Annotated in this window: 10 protein-coding genes; all 10 read right to left on the bottom strand. The window is 37.0% G+C overall.

Annotated elements, in window-relative coordinates:
* Positions 1-43: 43 nt before the first annotated feature.
* Entirely contained in the window at positions 44-769 is a 726-nt protein-coding gene (locus tag ACFEMA_RS04140; protein ID WP_411766746.1) for an energy transducer TonB, read from the bottom strand.
* 58 nt (positions 770-827) lie between these two features.
* Positions 828-1,205: a VanZ family protein gene (locus tag ACFEMA_RS04145; RefSeq protein WP_411766748.1), complete on the bottom strand. Its 378-nt coding sequence runs from the start codon at positions 1,203-1,205 to the stop codon at positions 828-830.
* The gene (gcvH, locus tag ACFEMA_RS04150) at positions 1,198-1,578 is read right to left on the bottom strand and encodes a glycine cleavage system protein GcvH (RefSeq protein WP_411766749.1); all 381 of its coding nucleotides are present in this window, start codon (positions 1,576-1,578) and stop codon (positions 1,198-1,200) included. The genes ACFEMA_RS04145 and gcvH overlap by 8 nt, the downstream gene beginning before the upstream one ends.
* 59 nt (positions 1,579-1,637) lie before the next feature.
* Positions 1,638-8,906, bottom strand: a complete 7,269-nt coding sequence (gene sprA / locus ACFEMA_RS04155) for a cell surface protein SprA (RefSeq protein WP_411766750.1) — start codon at positions 8,904-8,906, stop codon at positions 1,638-1,640.
* A gap of 5 nt (positions 8,907-8,911) precedes the next feature.
* On the bottom strand, positions 8,912-9,493 hold the full coding sequence (gene ruvA, locus ACFEMA_RS04160; protein WP_411766751.1) for a Holliday junction branch migration protein RuvA: 582 nt from the start codon (positions 9,491-9,493) through the stop codon (positions 8,912-8,914).
* Positions 9,494-9,564: 71 nt separating this feature from the next.
* Positions 9,565-11,856 (bottom strand): NADP-dependent malic enzyme, encoded by a 2,292-nt coding sequence (locus tag ACFEMA_RS04165; protein WP_411766752.1) that lies wholly within the window; start codon positions 11,854-11,856, stop codon positions 9,565-9,567.
* Positions 11,857-11,948: 92 nt separating this feature from the next.
* Positions 11,949-13,694 (bottom strand): glycosidase, encoded by a 1,746-nt coding sequence (locus ACFEMA_RS04170; protein WP_411766754.1) that lies wholly within the window; start codon positions 13,692-13,694, stop codon positions 11,949-11,951.
* A 21-nt stretch (positions 13,695-13,715) separates the two neighbouring features.
* Positions 13,716-14,651 (bottom strand): carbohydrate kinase family protein, encoded by a 936-nt coding sequence (locus tag ACFEMA_RS04175; protein ID WP_411766755.1) that lies wholly within the window; start codon positions 14,649-14,651, stop codon positions 13,716-13,718.
* Between the two features lie 32 nt (positions 14,652-14,683).
* Positions 14,684-16,027 carry an MFS transporter gene (locus ACFEMA_RS04180; RefSeq protein WP_411766756.1) on the bottom strand — a complete coding sequence of 448 codons (1,344 nt, stop codon included), beginning with the start codon at positions 16,025-16,027 and terminating at the stop codon, positions 14,684-14,686.
* Positions 16,028-16,160: 133 nt separating this feature from the next.
* Positions 16,161-18,791 carry a TonB-dependent receptor gene (locus ACFEMA_RS04185; protein ID WP_411766758.1) on the bottom strand — a complete coding sequence of 877 codons (2,631 nt, stop codon included), beginning with the start codon at positions 18,789-18,791 and terminating at the stop codon, positions 16,161-16,163.
* Positions 18,792-18,956 lie beyond the last annotated feature (165 nt).

Raw genomic sequence — 18,956 nt, forward strand, 5'->3', positions numbered from 1 at the left:
TGCGACTATGCCGCAGGGTTTTCATTTATAGTTAAGACTTTTCTTAATCTTGTACTTGGAATAAAATAGGTAATGAATATGGTACAGTTACCGCTTTACCACGTTGCATACCTGGCTTCATTTTTGGCAATAAAGAAATAACACGTTTTGCCTCCCTTTCTAATCCAGGGTGTGGTGCTCTTGCCCCAACATTAACAATATTACCATTCTTATCAATTTTAAAGAATACACTGATACGTTGACGACCAGATAACCCTAAGTCACCCGCCAAATCTGTGTTAAACTTTCTGTTGACGAACTTGGCAATCTTTTCGGACATACAATCTCTACGAGCTGTATTGTTTTTTTCGTTTTCACATCCTGGAAATACAGGAACGTTTTCAATAACTGAAAATGGCACCTCAATATCTTCTTCGACTTCTTCTACTTCGATATCCTCAACCTCAACGATTTCAGTATCTTGTTCAGTTTCTGTTGATTCAATTACGGTTTCCTCAACCTCTTCCTCATCTTCTACCACTTCAATAATTTCCGGAGCTGGTGGTGGTGGCGGAGGTGGTGGCGGTGGTGTCACAATCTGTTCCGTAATCGGAATTTCTTCATCTAATTCGTCATCAAGATTTAACATCCCAATGTCAATTGCACTCTTATCGTAAGTCTTGTAATTGATCGTCAAATTTGTAACAAGTAGCATTAAAGCCAAACCAACAGCAAAATAAATTGAGCTGTTACGGCTTACATCTGACTTTGGATTCTTTTTAGGTTCCATATTATAATTCGTGTTAATGTTGCTAATTTAATTAAAAAAGGATGAAACACGCAAAGTATTAGTCCATTTTAACTTTAGATTTTAATAAATAAGTCGCAATTATCATACCAGAGACGACTCCTGCGCAATTTGCAATGAGGTCTAGCCAGTCGAATGTTCGAAAAGGGCTAATGATTTCTTGAGTGGATTCCATACAAATTCCGAAAAATAGAAGACTTATTAAAAGTGCCCGGTTATGTTTTTTAGAAAATGCTTTATGGTAACAGATTGCCCATAAAATACTCAAAACAGTATAAGCTATAAAATGAAGTACTTTATCTATAGGATAGGTCTCAGAGTCTGGCATAATGGAATCCACATTTGCCAAACTAAAATAGATTAAAACAAAAGTGTAAACAACTGATACTATCAGCCAAAACACTTTTAATTTATCCATTGATTATAGCTTCGTAATCTTCAGCAGAAAGTAAATCATCTACTTGTGAAAGGTCTGAAAGCTTTAACTTTATCATCCAACCTTCTCCGTAAGGGTCTGAGTTTACTTTTTCTGGCTCATCTTCTAAAGACTCATTGAATTCAATGATTTCACCAGATAATGGCAAGTACAAATCAGATACTGTTTTAACAGCCTCTACAGTTCCAAACACTTCTTCAGCATCTAGAGTTTCGTCAACAGTTTCAACTTCGACATAAACAATATCACCTAATTCTCCTTGGGCAAAATCAGTAATGCCAATAGTTGCAATGTCTCCTTCAATTTTAACCCATTCGTGGTCTTTGGTGTATTTTAAATCTGCTGGTACGTTCATTTGTGATGCTATAAAAATTAAAAGAACAAAAGTAAATGTTTAGTCGAGAGTTTTCAAAATTAATTCCCAAAATTATAACGTAAAGTTATCCCAGATCGCAATTGGGTTTGAGGAAATGAAGTTGAGATGGCAAAATCTGAAAACGAATAATCAAAATAGAAAATACCTGTTAGGTTTTTACTAAAGGAATAATCTGCTTGGTACTTTAAGTTCCATATCGTTTGTCCTGCAGTAATCTGGTTATTTTCTAAATCTAAGTATCTGATAATGGTTTTATTATCCCTTACCGAGATATCAGCCCTCATATTAAGATCACTTTTAATGATCTGTCTTGATCCAGCCAATTGAGAACGGATGCGTACATCTTTAATTCTATAACCTAAACCAAGCGTGTACTCATTACCTTGAATTTCGGTCACTAAATTATTATCCAAACTCAAGGATAAGGAACGGTCTTTCTTAACTTCTGCAACAACCTGAACGGAATTCTTCATCGCAAAATCTAATTTTATCAATGGCGTAAACAACTCCTCCAAAAAGATATTACTATATAACGTCGGTGCTTTAAAATCACCACCTTGATTCAATTCTGTTGGGTCATCTGGATTAAAATCTAAATTAGACCTAAAGTTGCTAATCACATAATTAGAACGATACCCATGCTGAATAGAAAAACGTTGAAAGTTATTTCTAAACCATGGAATTTTCATTAAGCCTGTGTACTTAATGGTCCAGTTAGGGATTGGAATTTCTCGTATTGGAGACAGATCAATACTTTCTGGATTTGAGCCTTGATAAGCAGATAAAAATGCGGGTATTAATACACGCTGGCTATTTTTACCAAATCCAACAGGGAATCCTTCTGCATCTCTTGCAAAGTTGTTGTCTCCATAAAACTCTTGAGCCAATCGATCTGCAATCACCAATCGGTTTTGCCTAAAATCGTTAAACGCTTCACTTTGGTTTTCATCACTACTGCTAAATGCCGTTCTGATGAGTGCCGTGGAAATATTCATGTTTCCAAAAGTGTTTGGCACTAGCGAATTATAGTCCAAAATTCCATCCCCTGTTCCCGCAGGCACTTCATTGCCATCAGCGTCTATGTAATCTTCAATCCTGAAGTTTTCCGTTAGGTTTTCAGCATAAATACGATTACCAACTATATCGATTTTTAAATCCGTTAGAGGCTCTAACGTTGCTGAATAGTCAAAGGTTTTATTGGTAACCTCAGTGTATTGCTGATTGAATTGTGGAAAGGTCGTTAACCAACCATTTCTAGCTGCTAAACTTCTTATGTCCGACTGACTACCAAACGTATACCCCAATGTTGGCTTCAATGTACCGATAAAACCTGGTGTTCTGGTGTATCCCGGTAAAAACGTACCGTTGTTTTCAGAATAATTAACCTGCACACGTTTTATCATTGTTACAAGATCAATTAAAGTGTTTCCTGCTTTTTTACCAAGACTTGTTCTGTTTGCATTTTGGTCAGCGGTTGGTTGACCTGGTTGACGCGTTCTATTGGCTCTTGGGTTTCTGTTGTTTCTATTCCGTGTGGTCTTAATCCCTAACGTTCTGTATAAAGTGTTAAAATCGAATGTGGTATTTAAGACGTGGCTATTTGAGTTTTGAATGGTGTGCCCCAAATTATAAAACTCTGAGTTTCCATTTTCATTAATGAATTCAAAATTCTCGTTTAAATCCGACCCCTTTTGCCATTGGAAAAAGGCATTATAAGAATAGGTTGGTTTTATCCAACTCAACGCGGGTATTTTATAAATTGGCAGATCATAATTGACCTGAAGACTTTGATTTTGAAGGTTAGGATCCCCAACATTAAAGAAATCATCCCAAACTCCTAATTCTGGATCTTGACGTCCGTTGATTCGGTCATCGATAAAATAGTTTCTTACAATATTAGTGTTAGAGGCATTAAAATTAACACTCAATGCATCTGTTAATTGAAAATTAATAGCGTATTGAAAATCGAATAAGTAGTTACGTCTAAATAGTTCCTCAATACCGATATTATCACCTCCCAAATCAATTTCTCTGAATTTTTGTTTGCTAAACTGTCTCGAAATATTCGTGTTAACAGAAAAATTAGTTGGTAATGGATTTAAATTAAAGTCCTTTAAAATTTTCCAATATTTACCTGTGAAAAGTGAATCATTCTTTTTAAACGGTTCTATCTTCCATGGTTCAAAGGCATGCACATAATTAACTCCTGTATTTATATTCTGAACCAATGAATTTTCAATTTCAAAATCTCGATGTTCGGTTTTATTGTATGCATAGTTGAATGTTAGGTTTTCAACATCATAAAACTTAGCTTTTTCATCACCAGTTCGCTGTTTACGAACTCCAATAAAATTAATACTCTTCCGTTTGGTATAATCTTCAGATTGTACACGTATTTCTTCACGCTCTTCCTCAGAATTTGCAGCGTCCAACCTTGAATCAAGCGTTAAGTCATTATAGAATGCATCAAATTGAGGAGTAATCAACTCTTCACTTTGCGAATAGTTAAAAGGAATTTGTACACCCCATTTTTTTGGTAATAACTGGCCTAATTGCACATTGGTGACTACATCATAAGCCTGTACATCTTCTCTACTTCTTTCATTTGGTGATTGCTCAATACCGCCAAAACCAGCAGTACTCATACGACCAGAAGCACTGACATTAGCAAAATCAGCAATATTAGAGTCCATACCCAAAACAGCGGCCCATCCTCCTTCATTATCTAAGTCTGACATTCGCAATTCGTTAAACCACACTTCACCACATGCCGGTGTTCTGTTGATGCCTGAGTTTTTAACCCCAACCATTAGCACCCTAATGTTCCCGAAGTTTGGATTTCCCTTAACGGCGACACGCTGGTTAACAATACCGCCAACTGGGAATTCTGGTGCAGCTGTTTCACTCAGTTGCCCATCAATAACATCATAATATACAGGGTCTTCATTGGTCAACGTCTGGTCAGATATACCTTGCGATTTTATACGCTGAAAAAATTCTAGAGGCACATTAATTTCATTCGCTTCAGGCCATACTCGTTCTTCAACAGGAAGTTCAGATGCTGCTAAATCCGTAGGTGTCAAAGGAATTTCGACTTGATAAAAATTATCTGTAAAGTCATTCCCCATTCTAATGAAAGCGACAAGCTCACCATCGTCTAAAGTTCTGTTTTCTTGAGCCTCAGCATGTAAAAACATCCGCATACGCTTATACTGACGCATATCCAAACTTACGTTCTTAAATACCCCTCTTGAGTCTGTGGGCTCTAATTCGCAAGCTTCGAGCACAAGCGATTGTTCGTTTTGTCTTATGACCGTGTTGTTATTATTAAGTTGCTCTCGCTGAACCCCAGGTGGAATCACATAATTGCCATCGTTCTCTTGTACACCTATAATACCAACAGCAAATTCTGTGTTTGTTCCATTATTTGATGGATTATTGTCTAAATCTAAGGTGTAGCGTCTCCAATCACTTCTTACCAAATCCAACGTTGCAAAACGTAGTATGGTATTTTGCATAAAATCGGTGAGGTATAATCTGGCAAAACGCACTGAACGGATATCACTTATGCCTCCAACCGCTCTTGTGGGTTCAGAAATTGGCAGTCTAAATTGATACCAAACCACTTCGCGAGTATCCCCATTTGGCAAAGTAACATTTCTACGCTTAATATCGTTGATGAGTGGGTTGTTAGCGTTCAATGTATTTGGTCTCACATCAACTTCATACTCAAAATAACTATCAATAGTATTCATTGTGTTATCCCGGTTGATGTCCTCAACGTCTGGCAAGGTAGATGAACCTCTGTTGGTGTCTGTGAAGACATCGAGTGTATTCCCTTCTTGACCATTATACTGTCTGTAGCGTTCAAATATATCTCCAGTTGTATTTAAAAAATAGGTATAGTTATCTTTTGATGGGTCCGGTCCGAAGTCTAAATTTTCACCTGTTTGTTGCTCCATAAAGTTGACGATGTCTTGTTCCTCAACATCATCATAACCATCAAAACCAACATCCTGATTTGTTCTTTCTTGACCTGTAGTTCCAAATGTGTAAATTAAGGATTGACTTTGCGGTACCACATAAGGCGTATCAGCCGTTACGTTTTGTAAAAAGTCAATATTACCATCTTCTGGCAAACCGTTTTCAAACTGTTTTTTTCCATCTTTTAAGACATCCTCTGAGATATTTCCGAGGTTAATCGTCAATGTTCCTCCAGGATTTGTAGGGTCATCTAAGAACGGGTCTTGCACCCAAAAATCGATATACTCTACATTGGCCTGTTCAAAATCTGTTGATGTAATTTGCCGAGTAATCCCTGCCCAACTATCTGGCGCATTTAAAGCATTTCCATTAGCAGCATCAGGGTCAAAATTATATGGGCCTCGCTCGGTTGGGTAATACGCCAAATCTAAAGTTGGAATTACAGCCGTTTGACCCTGTACTAAATCAATCTCTGGAAATATCTCATCAATAAACACACGTCTTGTGTATAAATTTGAAAGGTCATTATCTGAAATACCATCTGGTCGTTGACTTCCGTAAAAAATAGGGTCAATTGTGTACCAGTTTAAAAATGCACGGTCAAACCCGTTTTGAATCCCTGGATCGTCCTCTGGACCGAAGCTGTAGGCTCTTCCTAAGTTTCTAGGTCGACTTGAAAGCGACCAAGACAGTGGCGACAATAAATCTATAGCCCCTTGTGTCCCTTCAAAATCATCAATATAAGCTGTAGCCTCACCATTGAAGTCAGTCCCTTTTGGAGCGCCTGGTGCTAAATAAGCAAACTCACCACGTACAGAAAGATTCGATGGCACATCCGTATCTATATTTGGCAGTTTGTTGACCAATCGCGTTAAAAATGGTACTTCAGTGGCGTAATTACCATAAATACCAAAAATGGTATTATTAATTGGCTCAGAATCAAAATTAGCCTTTTGGGTAATTGGTCTTTCGTTAAGATTTAACAAGGTTCCACCTAATAGGAAGTCATCATTAAATTGATGTTCTACATTAATCCCAGTAAATCGACGTGTTTGCTGTCCAAATAGTGCATTGTTCTCAACATCCACATTAATTGGTGTATTGGATGCCTTAAGGGCAGGATCTAATATTTCAACACGTCCAGCAGCATAATTTACAGTATAATCAATCCCTTCAACCAAAAGACGTCCACCAGCAGTAACCCTTACTGACCCTTGAGTTGCCCCAAACGGTATAGGAATACCTCCGCCACTACTACTCTTATAGCGCCCTTTAATTTGGAATTTATTCTTTTCAGATTCATCTAATGCCTGAGTCTTGGTTGACTTATATAATAGATCGTACACATACTTTTCCTGGTTTGGATTGGTATATATATCCTGATCGTAATCTCCAGGGTTATTTGGATCGTCTAAAACGTTGAATAGATATTCCCCAAAAGGTTCAACCGATGTGAAAATTATTTTTCCGTTTTCTTGAATTACCGTAATTCTCGGCACAAAATCAAAGAAACCATCACCTCCCTCTTGAGGATCATTATTAAAATTCAGACGATCTAAATTAAAAAGACGTATCAAAGGGGTTTCGGTGATTTGAGTATCGTCCGCAGTTATTGTGGTATTATTATCAAAAGGAGGGAAAGTCGTTCCATCCACAGGTGTGATGTAATTTAAAGGCGAAGCCTCAGTATAAAAGATATTTAATCTAAAGTCTTCACGGTCTAATTGAAAGGCACCTGTATCATAAATGTTCTTCATCATCAAGTCCCAAATAGGTTGCTCTACTGCAGTGATAGCACTCTTCAACATTTTAGTGACCAAACTTTGATTATTTACAATTTGGTTTCCATTTGTTCCGTCAGCTACCTGAGTAGCATTTACACCATCATTAGCAAATTCACCAACTTGGTACACCTCACCTCCAATAGTGTACTGAAAGGCAACCGACAACACTTCGTCATTCAAAAGGCGTTGATTTAAAGAAATATATCCTAGCTGAGTGTTTAAAATATAATCTTGACCTTGCACGAGCTGCCTAGCAGTTTCTAACTTACCATAATCAAAACCTTCATTTACCGGTACGTTAATACCGTTTTCGACATTGGTAATGTCTCTGACCTGTTCCGTCAGTAAAGATCCTGGGCCTCCGATATTTGTTGGGTCAAAATCATTGTTGCCATTATCTGGTACACCACCAGGGTTATTTACAAATCCTGCTGGTATAGGGTTTAAACCAATATTTTCCATTTCGGATTCACCTAAGTCCTGAAATGCTACAATGTTTCTTACATTTTGAGTTTGGTTATTTCGGTTGGTTACCCAAACCTCTATCCTAGTGACCTGAACATTATTATTAATATATGGATAGGTCCTCAGTGCTGCATCATAGTTATCCCTAAAATAATGTGCTAAGAAAAAGTGTCGGTTTTCGTCGTAGTCTCTGGCGAAAAACTCAAACTCTTCAGTTGTACCTCCGCCTTGTGCAACAACAGACCTCGATTGGGATTGTTGTTCTGAGAAAACGGCAGTTACTCTGGTTTTACCAAATTGCAATTCCGTTCTCACCCCGAATAAACTTTGGGCTCCAGTAATAAGCGTACTATTTAGTGGCATACTCACATTACCCACTTCAATTTTTTGGATGATGTCGTCTTCGGTTGGAGTATATTCTAACTTCACTAAGTTCTGAAAGTCAAACGAAGCCTGTGTATCGTAATTTGCAGTCACCTGAAGGCGTGTCCCAACCGTACCCAATAAACTTAGACTGATACGCTGATCAAAGTCAAATGTAAAATTAGATCGATTACGCGGAGTAAACGCAGGGTTGTCCTGCTTGGTCCAAAGCACACCGAGATCCACTTCCACAGATCCTTGAGGAACGACCTCAATCGTATTTCCCCCAAAGATGGTTTCGAACAAACCAGAGTTAACATAGAATTCTGGCAATAGATTTTTTTGTCCTTCTTCAGAGCCCTCCTTTAAACCATCAGCGGCATCAATTTTAGCCTTGTAGTACTCCTTGAGTCTTTCTTGCATCACCAACTTCTGAAACTCAGCTGGAGTTAGGATCAAAGGGTAATTAATATTAAAAGAGCCTATTTTTTCGGTGTATATATACTTGTCCAATACAGGGTCATAAGTATATTTCGATTCTATACTCCCCGGTTTTGGTGGTTTAATTTTACCGAAAGCAAAAGTCGTTTTGGTGGAGTCTTGGTCTTGACCTGTATCTTGCGCAAAAGAAAAATCGCCAAATACTAAAAGAATAAGTAAAAGGCGCCAATTAAAAAAACGAGTAAAGATGTTAGTAGCGGTTGAATTCAATGGTCTTACAAGTTTTTAAGTGCTTCTTTGATAATAGCTTCAACAGAAGCTTCAGGCTGTTTACTTACAATTCTATCAATCACTTTTTCTGATTGTTTCTTAGTAAACCCTAAAACCTCTAAAGCAGATAACGCTTCACCTTTGTTTGTATTGTTTGATGTTAGAGAAACTTCATCTAGTCCATACACCCGTAATACCTTGTCTTTTAAATCTAAAATAACACGCTGTGCTGTTTTTGCACCGATTCCTTTTACGGATTGAATGGTTGCTACATCACCTGATGCAATAGCTTCCTTTACCTGATCTGGGTCTAAGGAAGATAACATACCTCGGGCAGTGCTAGCTCCAACACCACTGACTGATAACAGTAATTTGAAAATTTCTCGTTCAATTTTTGAAGAAAACCCATATAAATTATGGGCATCCTCTCTAACTTGAAGATATGTGTAAAGCCTTAAATGTTCTTGATCGGGAATTTGAGAGTAGGTATGTAAGGATATATGTAAAAAATAACCTACACCGTTACAATCTATAACCACATCAGTAGGATTCTTTTCAACGAGTTTACCCTCTAGGTGTGTAATCATGAATTTTCACAAGTTAATGTCCCAAATGTAATAAAATTATTTACAAAAGAAAGCCCTTAACAGACCTTACATTATTGTGCTTTCTCCATTTGACGTTTACTTTTTTCTTGGGCATCAACAACTGCGACTGCTGTCATGTTTACAATTTCATCAACACTTGCATCTAATTGTAAGATATGTACAGGTTTACGCATTCCCATCATTATTGGCCCAATAGATTCAGCACCATTTAATTCTTTTAGTAGTTTATACGTAATGTTAGCCGCATCAAGATTAGGAAAAACAAGGGTATTGACACGTCTTCCTGCTAGTCTTGAAAACGGAAATATATCTTGAAGCATTTCAGAATTTAACGCAAAATCTGTCTGTAACTCGCCGTCAACAATCATATCTGGATACTTTTTGTGCAAATAAGTTACAGCTTCACCGACCTTACGTGCACGTTCATTTTCTGAAGACCCAAAGTTAGAATAGGATATCATGGCCATAACCGGCTCCATCCCAAACATTTTTACCACACGAGATGTCATTTGTGCAATCTTAGCCAAATCCTTTGCAGTCGGGTCTATATTAATGGACGTATCACTTAAAAACATCGGGCCTCTCTGGGTCATCATGAGGTTGGTCGTTGCGACACGACTAACACCATCTGCCATCCCTATAAGTTCCAACATCGGTTTTACCACACTTGGATAACTGCGGGAATATCCTGAAATTAAAGCATCGGCATCTCCTTCATTAACCATCATAGCTGCAAAATAATTACGCTCGCGCATTATTTTCTCAGCTGAGTATAACGTTACCCCTCTTCGTTTTCTAGATTTCCAATAGACCTCAGCATATTTATTTTTACGTGAAAGCTCCTCATCGGATTTTGGATCAATGATTTCGACATCTGCTTCAAACTCTATCTCTTCCATGAGTTCAATAATGGCGTCTTTTCTTCCCAATAAAATAGGAATAGCAATACCTTCATCATGAACAATCTGGGCTGCTTTTAATACATCTAAACGATCTGCTTCAGCAAAAACTACCCGTTTAGGATTTGTTTTAGCCCTATTCAATAATAAACGAACCAATTTATTATCCGATCCTAATCGTTCTAGCAATGTGTTTTCATACCTTTCCCAATCTAAGATGGGCTCTTTTGCAACACCACTATCCATTGCTGCTTTAGCCACTGCTGGCGGCACCTTGGCAATTAATCTAGGGTCGAATGGCTTCGGAATTATATAATCTCTTCCAAACGTTAATCTGGTTTCGCCATAAGCAATATTTACTTGTTCGGGGACAGCTTCCTTAGCTAATTCTGAAAGGGCTTTTACAGCAGCCATCTTCATTTCTTCATTGATCTTTGTAGCCCGCACATCTAATGCTCCTCTGAATATAAAAGGGAATCCCAATACATTATTTACCTGATTTGGATGGTCACTACGACCAGTTGCCATAATAATATCATCGCGCGTATCTAATGCCAATTGGTAATTAATTTCTGGATCTGGGTTAGCCATCGCAAAGACAATTGGGTTGTCGGACATGCTTACTAACATCTCAGGACTCACAATATCCGCCATAGACAAACCAATAAAGACATCAGCATCTTTCATGGCTTCATCTAAGGTGTCTATTTTTCTATGTGTAGAAAATTCAGCTTTTTCGGTACTCAAATGTTCACGATCGTTACGGATGACTCCTTTACTATCGAGCATCACTATATTTTCACGTTTTGCGCCGAAAGACTGATACAGTCGTGTGCAAGAAATAGCCGCAGCACCTGCACCACTCACAACAATTTGTACGTCATCAATCTTTTTGTCAGCTAATTCTAATGCATTTAATAGGGCTGCCGCTGAAATAATAGCAGTGCCGTGCTGATCATCGTGCATTACCGGAATATCTAGTTCAGCTTTTAAGCGACGTTCTATTTCAAAAGCTTCGGGAGCTTTTATGTCTTCTAGATTAATGCCTCCAAAAGTTGGGGCTATATTTTTTACAGTAGCAATAAACTCTTCAATATCTTCAGTATCCACTTCAATATCAAAAACATCTATATCCGCAAATATCTTAAAGAGCAAGCCTTTACCTTCCATGACTGGTTTAGATGCCTCAGGACCAATGTTTCCTAAGCCTAAAACGGCCGTACCGTTAGAAATTACAGCAACTAAGTTTCCTTTAGTGGTGTACTTGTAAACATTGTCTTTGTCTTTTTCAATCTCTAAACAAGGTTCGGCAACCCCTGGAGAATATGCCAAAGATAAATCACGCTGTGAGGCATATTTTTTGGTCGGCACTACTTTGATCTTACCAGGTGTAGGTTTTGCATGGTACACTAATGCTTCTCTTCTCTTGCTCTGTTTACTCATAAAATGCGGTTAGAATGAAACGCAAAGATACTAATCCTAAGTTTTGGTAAAGAGAATTGTTTAATCGATTTAATAATGAAGGTTTAACTCCCTTAAATTATAAACTTTCTAATGCCAGACTCTATGCTTGTAATTTCAAATTTATACGACTTTAGGTTAGCCTTTAAGTTTGAAACGGATGTGCCATTAACCCAAGTAAAGTCCAAGCAATTCTGTGGCGAATCATTAATAGTCATCTCACCCAAAAAAGACTTTGAGGTGTTCCTGAATCTAATAATTTCTAATTGCCTTGTTACCACTTCTGCGTTCAATTGAGAATTAACATCGCTAGCAGTTAGATTTGTTCTATTGATTTCCTTATGTCCACCGCTGCCTCCTTTATCTGCAGCTTCATAATCATTTTTACCTGCAAAAAGATCGAGGTACCAGACTTGGGGAATACCAGGCATAAACATTTGTATGGCCCTAGCTAATAATAATTTTTGTTCACTTTCGCCTAGAGCACTGAAGTAAGTGGCATTGATTTGGTAATATGATATTTTCTCACCAGATGGGCCAAATAGGTTTTTGACACGCCCTCCTCTTTGAATGATTACATCCATGATGTCTTCGATTTCATTATCCTTCAATAAGCCAGAACGATATTCACCATTGACCTCCTTGCCTTTTAAGTCCAAAACCGGAATACCATCGTGACAACCAAGCATATTAACCGTTTTGTAATCATTTTCAAAAATTTCATTGATCCATTTTAATAACGGCTTATTATCTGCTTTCTCTAATGTATGAATCATTAAGCCCGGCAGGAAGAAGTCATAAATTTTATAGCCCTTATCAGCAACTTCTTTATGTAAGCCTAACCCATATTCTGCATGTATCTCTGGTAATAATTGTAAATTATTCAATCCAGCGATAGAGGCTATTCGGTCTAAATAATCCCAAGTTCCAGGTACATTAAAAAAATTAGACTCACCTACTTCCTTGTGTAAATAAGCAAAGGCATCAAGTCTTAATATTTCGCAACCATAATCACTTAACTTAGATAAAGTATCCTCATAAAAACGCCAAACGAGAGGTGACTTTGCATTGACATCCATTTGACCTAAATACGTACATTTTCTATCAACGATATTAAGCACCTTGGAGGTTATAGCATCCCCTTGATTAAAACCAACAGCGTCTATATCTATCCCATTTTCAACGGCCATATTGACTTTACTGACAATTGCTTCTTTTTCTGTAGGGCTGAGCTCTGAAATTTCCTTTAAATCTTCGGAGTTAATTTTGTTGTATGTTACTTTTTGGTAAAACGTATTCCAATATGGATGCTTTGAGCCATCAGGAAAAGGCACATTTAATATAGGCATACCTGATTTTCTCATAAATAGCTTATCGAGCAACTCATCTTTTGGAATTAGAACCCCCGCTTCATTCATTTCGCCATTACCTTTCCAAAAGTCGTTCCAACTGATAAAAAAATCTTTGAATTTAGACCTCTCACCATGCTTTAATAAGTCTTTAAATTGAGGAGATGCTACGGATAAATGATTGAGTACAATATCGAACTTCAAATTAATTCCTAAAGCCTTCAGATCTTCCAAATCTTTCTGTGACACCAACTCATTATTAAGATTGTAATCTATTATAGAAAAACCCCGATCAAGATCACTATTAAAAAAAGTGGGCAACACGTAGAAAAAAGAGAATACGTCTTTAAATTCAGGTTTTTGAAGCATAGCAATGGTATCGGATAGTTTTGATCCGATACTATCTGGATATGCATTAAACATTACACCAATGAGCTGGTCATCTGTACTTATATTATCTTTTAGTTTCATTTAAGCCTTAGGTATTAAAAGCTATAAAAGTTTGGATAAAATGTTGATGTTGTCTGGCAACCTTCCAACATTTTGCAATTTAAGAGCTGCTAATTGCAAGGCAATCTCCAAACACTCTTGCATTGATTTTTCCTTTATATAGGCAAATAGGAATCCCGACCAAAAAGCATCGCCTGCGCCAGTGGCATCCATCACTTTTTCAATCTGTACTGCAGGCATTTCAATTATCCCAATGTCTTTTTGAGACAATTTAACCCCATTCTTACCCAGAGTTAAACAAACCGTTTCCACGCCTTGATGATGAAAAAATTCAAAAATCTCAGAATGTGGAAGTGATTTTTCAAAAAGACGAGACATATCATCTTCACTTATTTTAATGAGAGGGTTAAATCTACAATAAGAACGAATTACCTCAATGGCCTCTTCTTTACTATGCCATAACTTTTTTGAATAGTTAAGGTCAATACTCAGCTTACAACCAAGCTTAAAAGCTTCTTCTGCTTTTTTGATTATGGTGTCACGTGCAGGTTGCCTACTCAGCGCAAAGCAGGTGGTGTGAAAAATCTTTGTTTGCGAAAGTACTTCTACTGGTATTTGACTTTCAAAAATCTTAGTATCAGCTTCTCTAAAAGCTATAAAATCTGGTGTGCCGTCTGTACGCGACACAAAAATAACACTTGTAGGTTTATTAATTTTTTGGATAAAAGTAGTGTCTACTCCTACCTCACCTAATCGTTTAAAAATGTATTCACCAAAACCATCGTGACCTACTGTGGCAACCATTTTGGATTTTAATCCAAGCCTTGCAGAGTTCATGGCAACATTAGTTGGCGATCCTCCTAAATATCTGTGATAATCTCTAGTTTCATTTATTTTCACCTCTTTCTGGTGTCCAATGAAATCGACAAGAACCTCACCTACACATAAAATATCTATATTTTTCTGACTACTTTCCAAAATTAATCTTAATGTTTCCGATTTAACATCTATTAATTACTCTCTTCATCCATTAAAAGACTATTGTTAGCAGCTTCTGGCTGTTTTAGCCTTAGTGCCAAAAGTCCTGCAATGGCAAAACATATTCCCCCAAAAATTATAGCTTTGACGGCGCTATTTCCTAGTAAGTTTTTTACGATTGGGCCAAAGGTCAATGTTTGAATACCCATTGGTATCACTATCATCATATTTAAGATACCCATATAAACTCCCCGTCTCTCTTGAGGTACAATTTTAGAAACCATAGAATATGGAATCCCCATCATTGCTGCCCATCCAATACCAAACAGAACCATTGGATACAAAACCATGGTTGGATCTTGAATATTTGGAATCAAAAGCATCGCAATGGCTGTTAAAAACAAACTGAATACATATACTTTTTTTCCACCCCATTTTAGCGCTAAAGGCACCAATGCCAATGCAAAAACAATTGTTGAAATATTATAAGTAGTATTCATTTTTGCCGCTTGGCTCAACGCTTGAGATTTATCAAAACTCAAGCTTTCTTGAAACATTGGAGAAATAAATTGCCAATAAATAAACAACGCATACCACTGAAAAAGATACACTCCAGAAAGTTTCCACATAAATTTGGGCATCTCTTTAATAGCATCTAGGATTTCAAGGAAAGGTGTTTTTATACGCTCTGAAAAAGGTAGTGCCCTATGTTTATTAATATCCTCCAACTCTTCTGTGTCTGGTGGTATTTCTGGTGTTTTTAAAACTGACCATAGTATCGTAGAAACTGAAAGAATAGCCCCAATAAAAAATGAATAGTATAGCCATTTTGGTATGGACTGAACTGATTCATCGACCACCTCCTGTCCACCAAACCAATCTTGGAAAATAAAAATAGAAGCATTAGCCAAAACGATACCGGCACCAACAAATAAGCTTTGCATCTGATATCCAAAACTCAACTGCTTGTTAGGCAATTTATCCCCAACAAATGCTCGGTATGGTTCCATTGCCATGTTGTTTCCAACATCCAATATCCATAGTAATCCAACAGCAAACCATAAGGTTGGGCTATATGGGAAAGCAAAAAGGCACAGACTACCAATAATTGCACCTATTAAGAAAAACGGCTTACGACGACCCCATCTTGGTGACCAAGTTTTATCTGAGATTGCCCCAATAATAGGTTGTACTATTAAACCCGTGACTGGTCCAGCTAGGTTAAGGAGCGGAAGATCTTCATTACTCGCTCCAAGAAAAGAAAAGATAGGGTTAACAGCTGTTTGTTGCAGACCAAAACTAAATTGGATTCCTAAAAATCCGACATTCATGTTAAAGATTTGCCAGAAACTTAAACTTGGTTTTAGCTTTCTCATACTACTATTTTTTTTGAAAACACTTTTATAATGTGCCCTTAAATTATTCTTAGAAAAAAGAGCCAACGTATAAAGTTACACATTGACTCTTTTAACAATCAATCAATCAACTCAAAATTTAATTTTCAAAAAATTAAAAGCTATAGTTAAGCCCAAGGGATATTGAACGTCCTGGGACTGGTCTTGCTCTTATATAGTTTACTTGCCCTTCGGTGATAGCTCCTTCTTCAGACTCAGTAATTCCTAGAGAATCAAAGAGGTTGTTTGCAGATAGATTTACACTTAAATCCTTAGCAATACCGAAATTGATAAAACTATTGATTATTACAAATCCTGGCATAATCAATTCATTTGAATCTTGCGCAAATGCCTCAGTTTGGCCAATAAAACTCAATCCTAAATTGTTCTGTTTCTCAGCACCAAAGGTGTAAGATGGAATTAAATTGTATATAAAATCTGGTTGTCTTCTCGGTGTATTACCATCATTATCACCAGAATCTATCTTGGCATTTGTATAAGTTACACCACCTCTAAGGTTGAAATCATTGACATTGTATGTTCCCTCTAATTCAATTCCTAACGAGCTATAATCATTTTCTATTATAGAATTGGAAGTTGCTTCAAAACCACCTTCTTCAGATGTTTTTGCATAGAAAAACGTTGCATAAACACTACCATTATCAAATCCTTGCTTATATCCAACTTCTGCTTGGTTAATAAAATCAAGAGCATTAACTCTATCTCCATCTAAGTAATCCAATCCTGAAAAAAGTATACGATCCGCCTTAGCAGCAGCACCACGGCTATATCTTGCAAAGAACGCCTGTCTATCTTGTACCTTGTAATTTAAACCTAAAGAGTAAGACACATAATCATAATCATAATCCACAGCTGTAGGGTTTGCTGTATCTACTGCAGATACGGACTGCTCTGGTGCAGAAATATTACCATCATTGTTTATGTCAAATTGTGTTTGAACGGTACCTGCAAAAGAACCATCAACTCTACCCTTATCATATCTAATACTGGCATCAATATTAATCTTGTCTGAAGCTTCAAACGAAACGTTTGCATAAGGTGCAGAAACATTATACTGAGTATCATAATTACGAGTACAGCAATTTCCCCAAAATGGCACACCATAAGCATAAAGCCCATTTGTACTAAGCGGGTTGCTCGCTGCGTCTAATACATTAATCAATCTTGCATTATCATCATCCACTTCTTGCAAATAAGAATTCCATAACCATGACATCGAAACATTTTGTAAGGACTTAAAGTAACCAACTGTTACATCAACATTATCGAATGATTTAGTCAATCTTAAATCATTCATAAAGTTATTAAAATCATTTAGTTCGGTATCGAACATGTGTATTCTTGCCACCAAGTCATTGCCATTAACAGCAGAGCCATCTGTAGCATAAACCAATGAGTCCCAACCATTATCCGTAGCAAAACCGCCACCTAAAATATTAGATGCTGTTGCAACTTCTGAAGGGAATGGCGAAACAAAACGTCCTTTATTGAAAGAGAAGCGACCATTGTTTCTAATTTTCCAACCATCAATCAACTCAAAAGAGGCATCAATACCTACAGATGTTGAAATAGGATTCATCCCATCCGCAACGTTAGAACGGCGTAATTGTCCATCTGCACCCAATCCAACATTTTGTGTAAGATAAGAGCTATGTAAAGACCCTCTTGTTGCATCAAAGTTTGGTGCGTTTTCCCAGTTTGGATCTGAATTACTTCCAGTTACCTGAATCGGCATTGGCAAATAGGCCGCTGCTCTATCGTTTAAATACTTTGCATTTAAGCGCACATATCCTTTTTCAAATTCTTTAGTAAGGTTAAATTTTATCTGACCACCATTATTTGCCGTAAAACCAGTTTCTCTAATACCTTCACCAACTCTGTAGAATCCACCAACATGAAAATATAAATCATCAGCAATTGGAGCTCCATAATCAAAATCTGTTCTAAAAGAATTATAATCTAATCCAAATGTAGTTCCTAAAGAACCTCCTTCTGTTTTTCCTGTTTTGCTAATGAAGTTAATGATAGCACCTGGGGAATTTGAAGATAAGGTTGATGCTGACCCACCTCTTACAGCTTCTATTCTTCCTACATTATTATCAAATCGTGTAAAAATATCGGCTGTAGCAAAAGACATGTCACCAAATAACAATACAGGCAAACCATCTTCCTGTAATTGCACATATTTAGAACCTCCTGAAGATACAGGTACACCTCTTACAGCTATGTTTGCGTTACCTTCACCACCTGAAGATTCTGATCGAATACCTGGTACTGTTCTAAAGATTTCTGCTGTTGTTCTTGGTGCAGATTGCTTTATGTTGTTTGGTCTCATCGTTGTGATAGACACACTAGATTCAATCTTAGATCTTGGATTGGTAACCCCAGTAACTACAATTTGATCCAAAGCTTCTGCATCTTCTGAAAGTGTAATGTTAACAGTAACATCACTACCAGCTACAGTTACTGACTGTGTGTAAGATTTAAATCCTAAATAGGAAGCTCTTAGTGTATAGGTACCATCGTCTACATTTGTAATGGCATATACCCCATCAAAATCTGAAACTGCTCCTTTTGTTGTGCCATCTAAAATAAGATTGACACCAGTTACTGGCAGTCCAGTTTCATCCACTACCTTTCCAGAAATAGTAGATTGTGCAAAAATACCTGTCACCGTAAATAAGAAGGCAAAAAGCATTAAACATGTTTGTTTAGTTGATTTCATCTTTAGTTAATTTTGATAATTCAATAAAATTTTTAGTAATTATTGAACAAATGTATAATCACAAGTGAATTAAAATAATTATTTCGCATCGAAAACGTTTTCGTTTTACCGAAAACGTTTTCGTTTTTATTATTTTAGACCTATTATTAATAGAGTGTTACCTTG

The sequence above is a fragment of the Winogradskyella sp. A3E31 genome, assembly GCF_046720935.1.
GTDB lineage: Bacteria > Bacteroidota > Bacteroidia > Flavobacteriales > Flavobacteriaceae > Winogradskyella.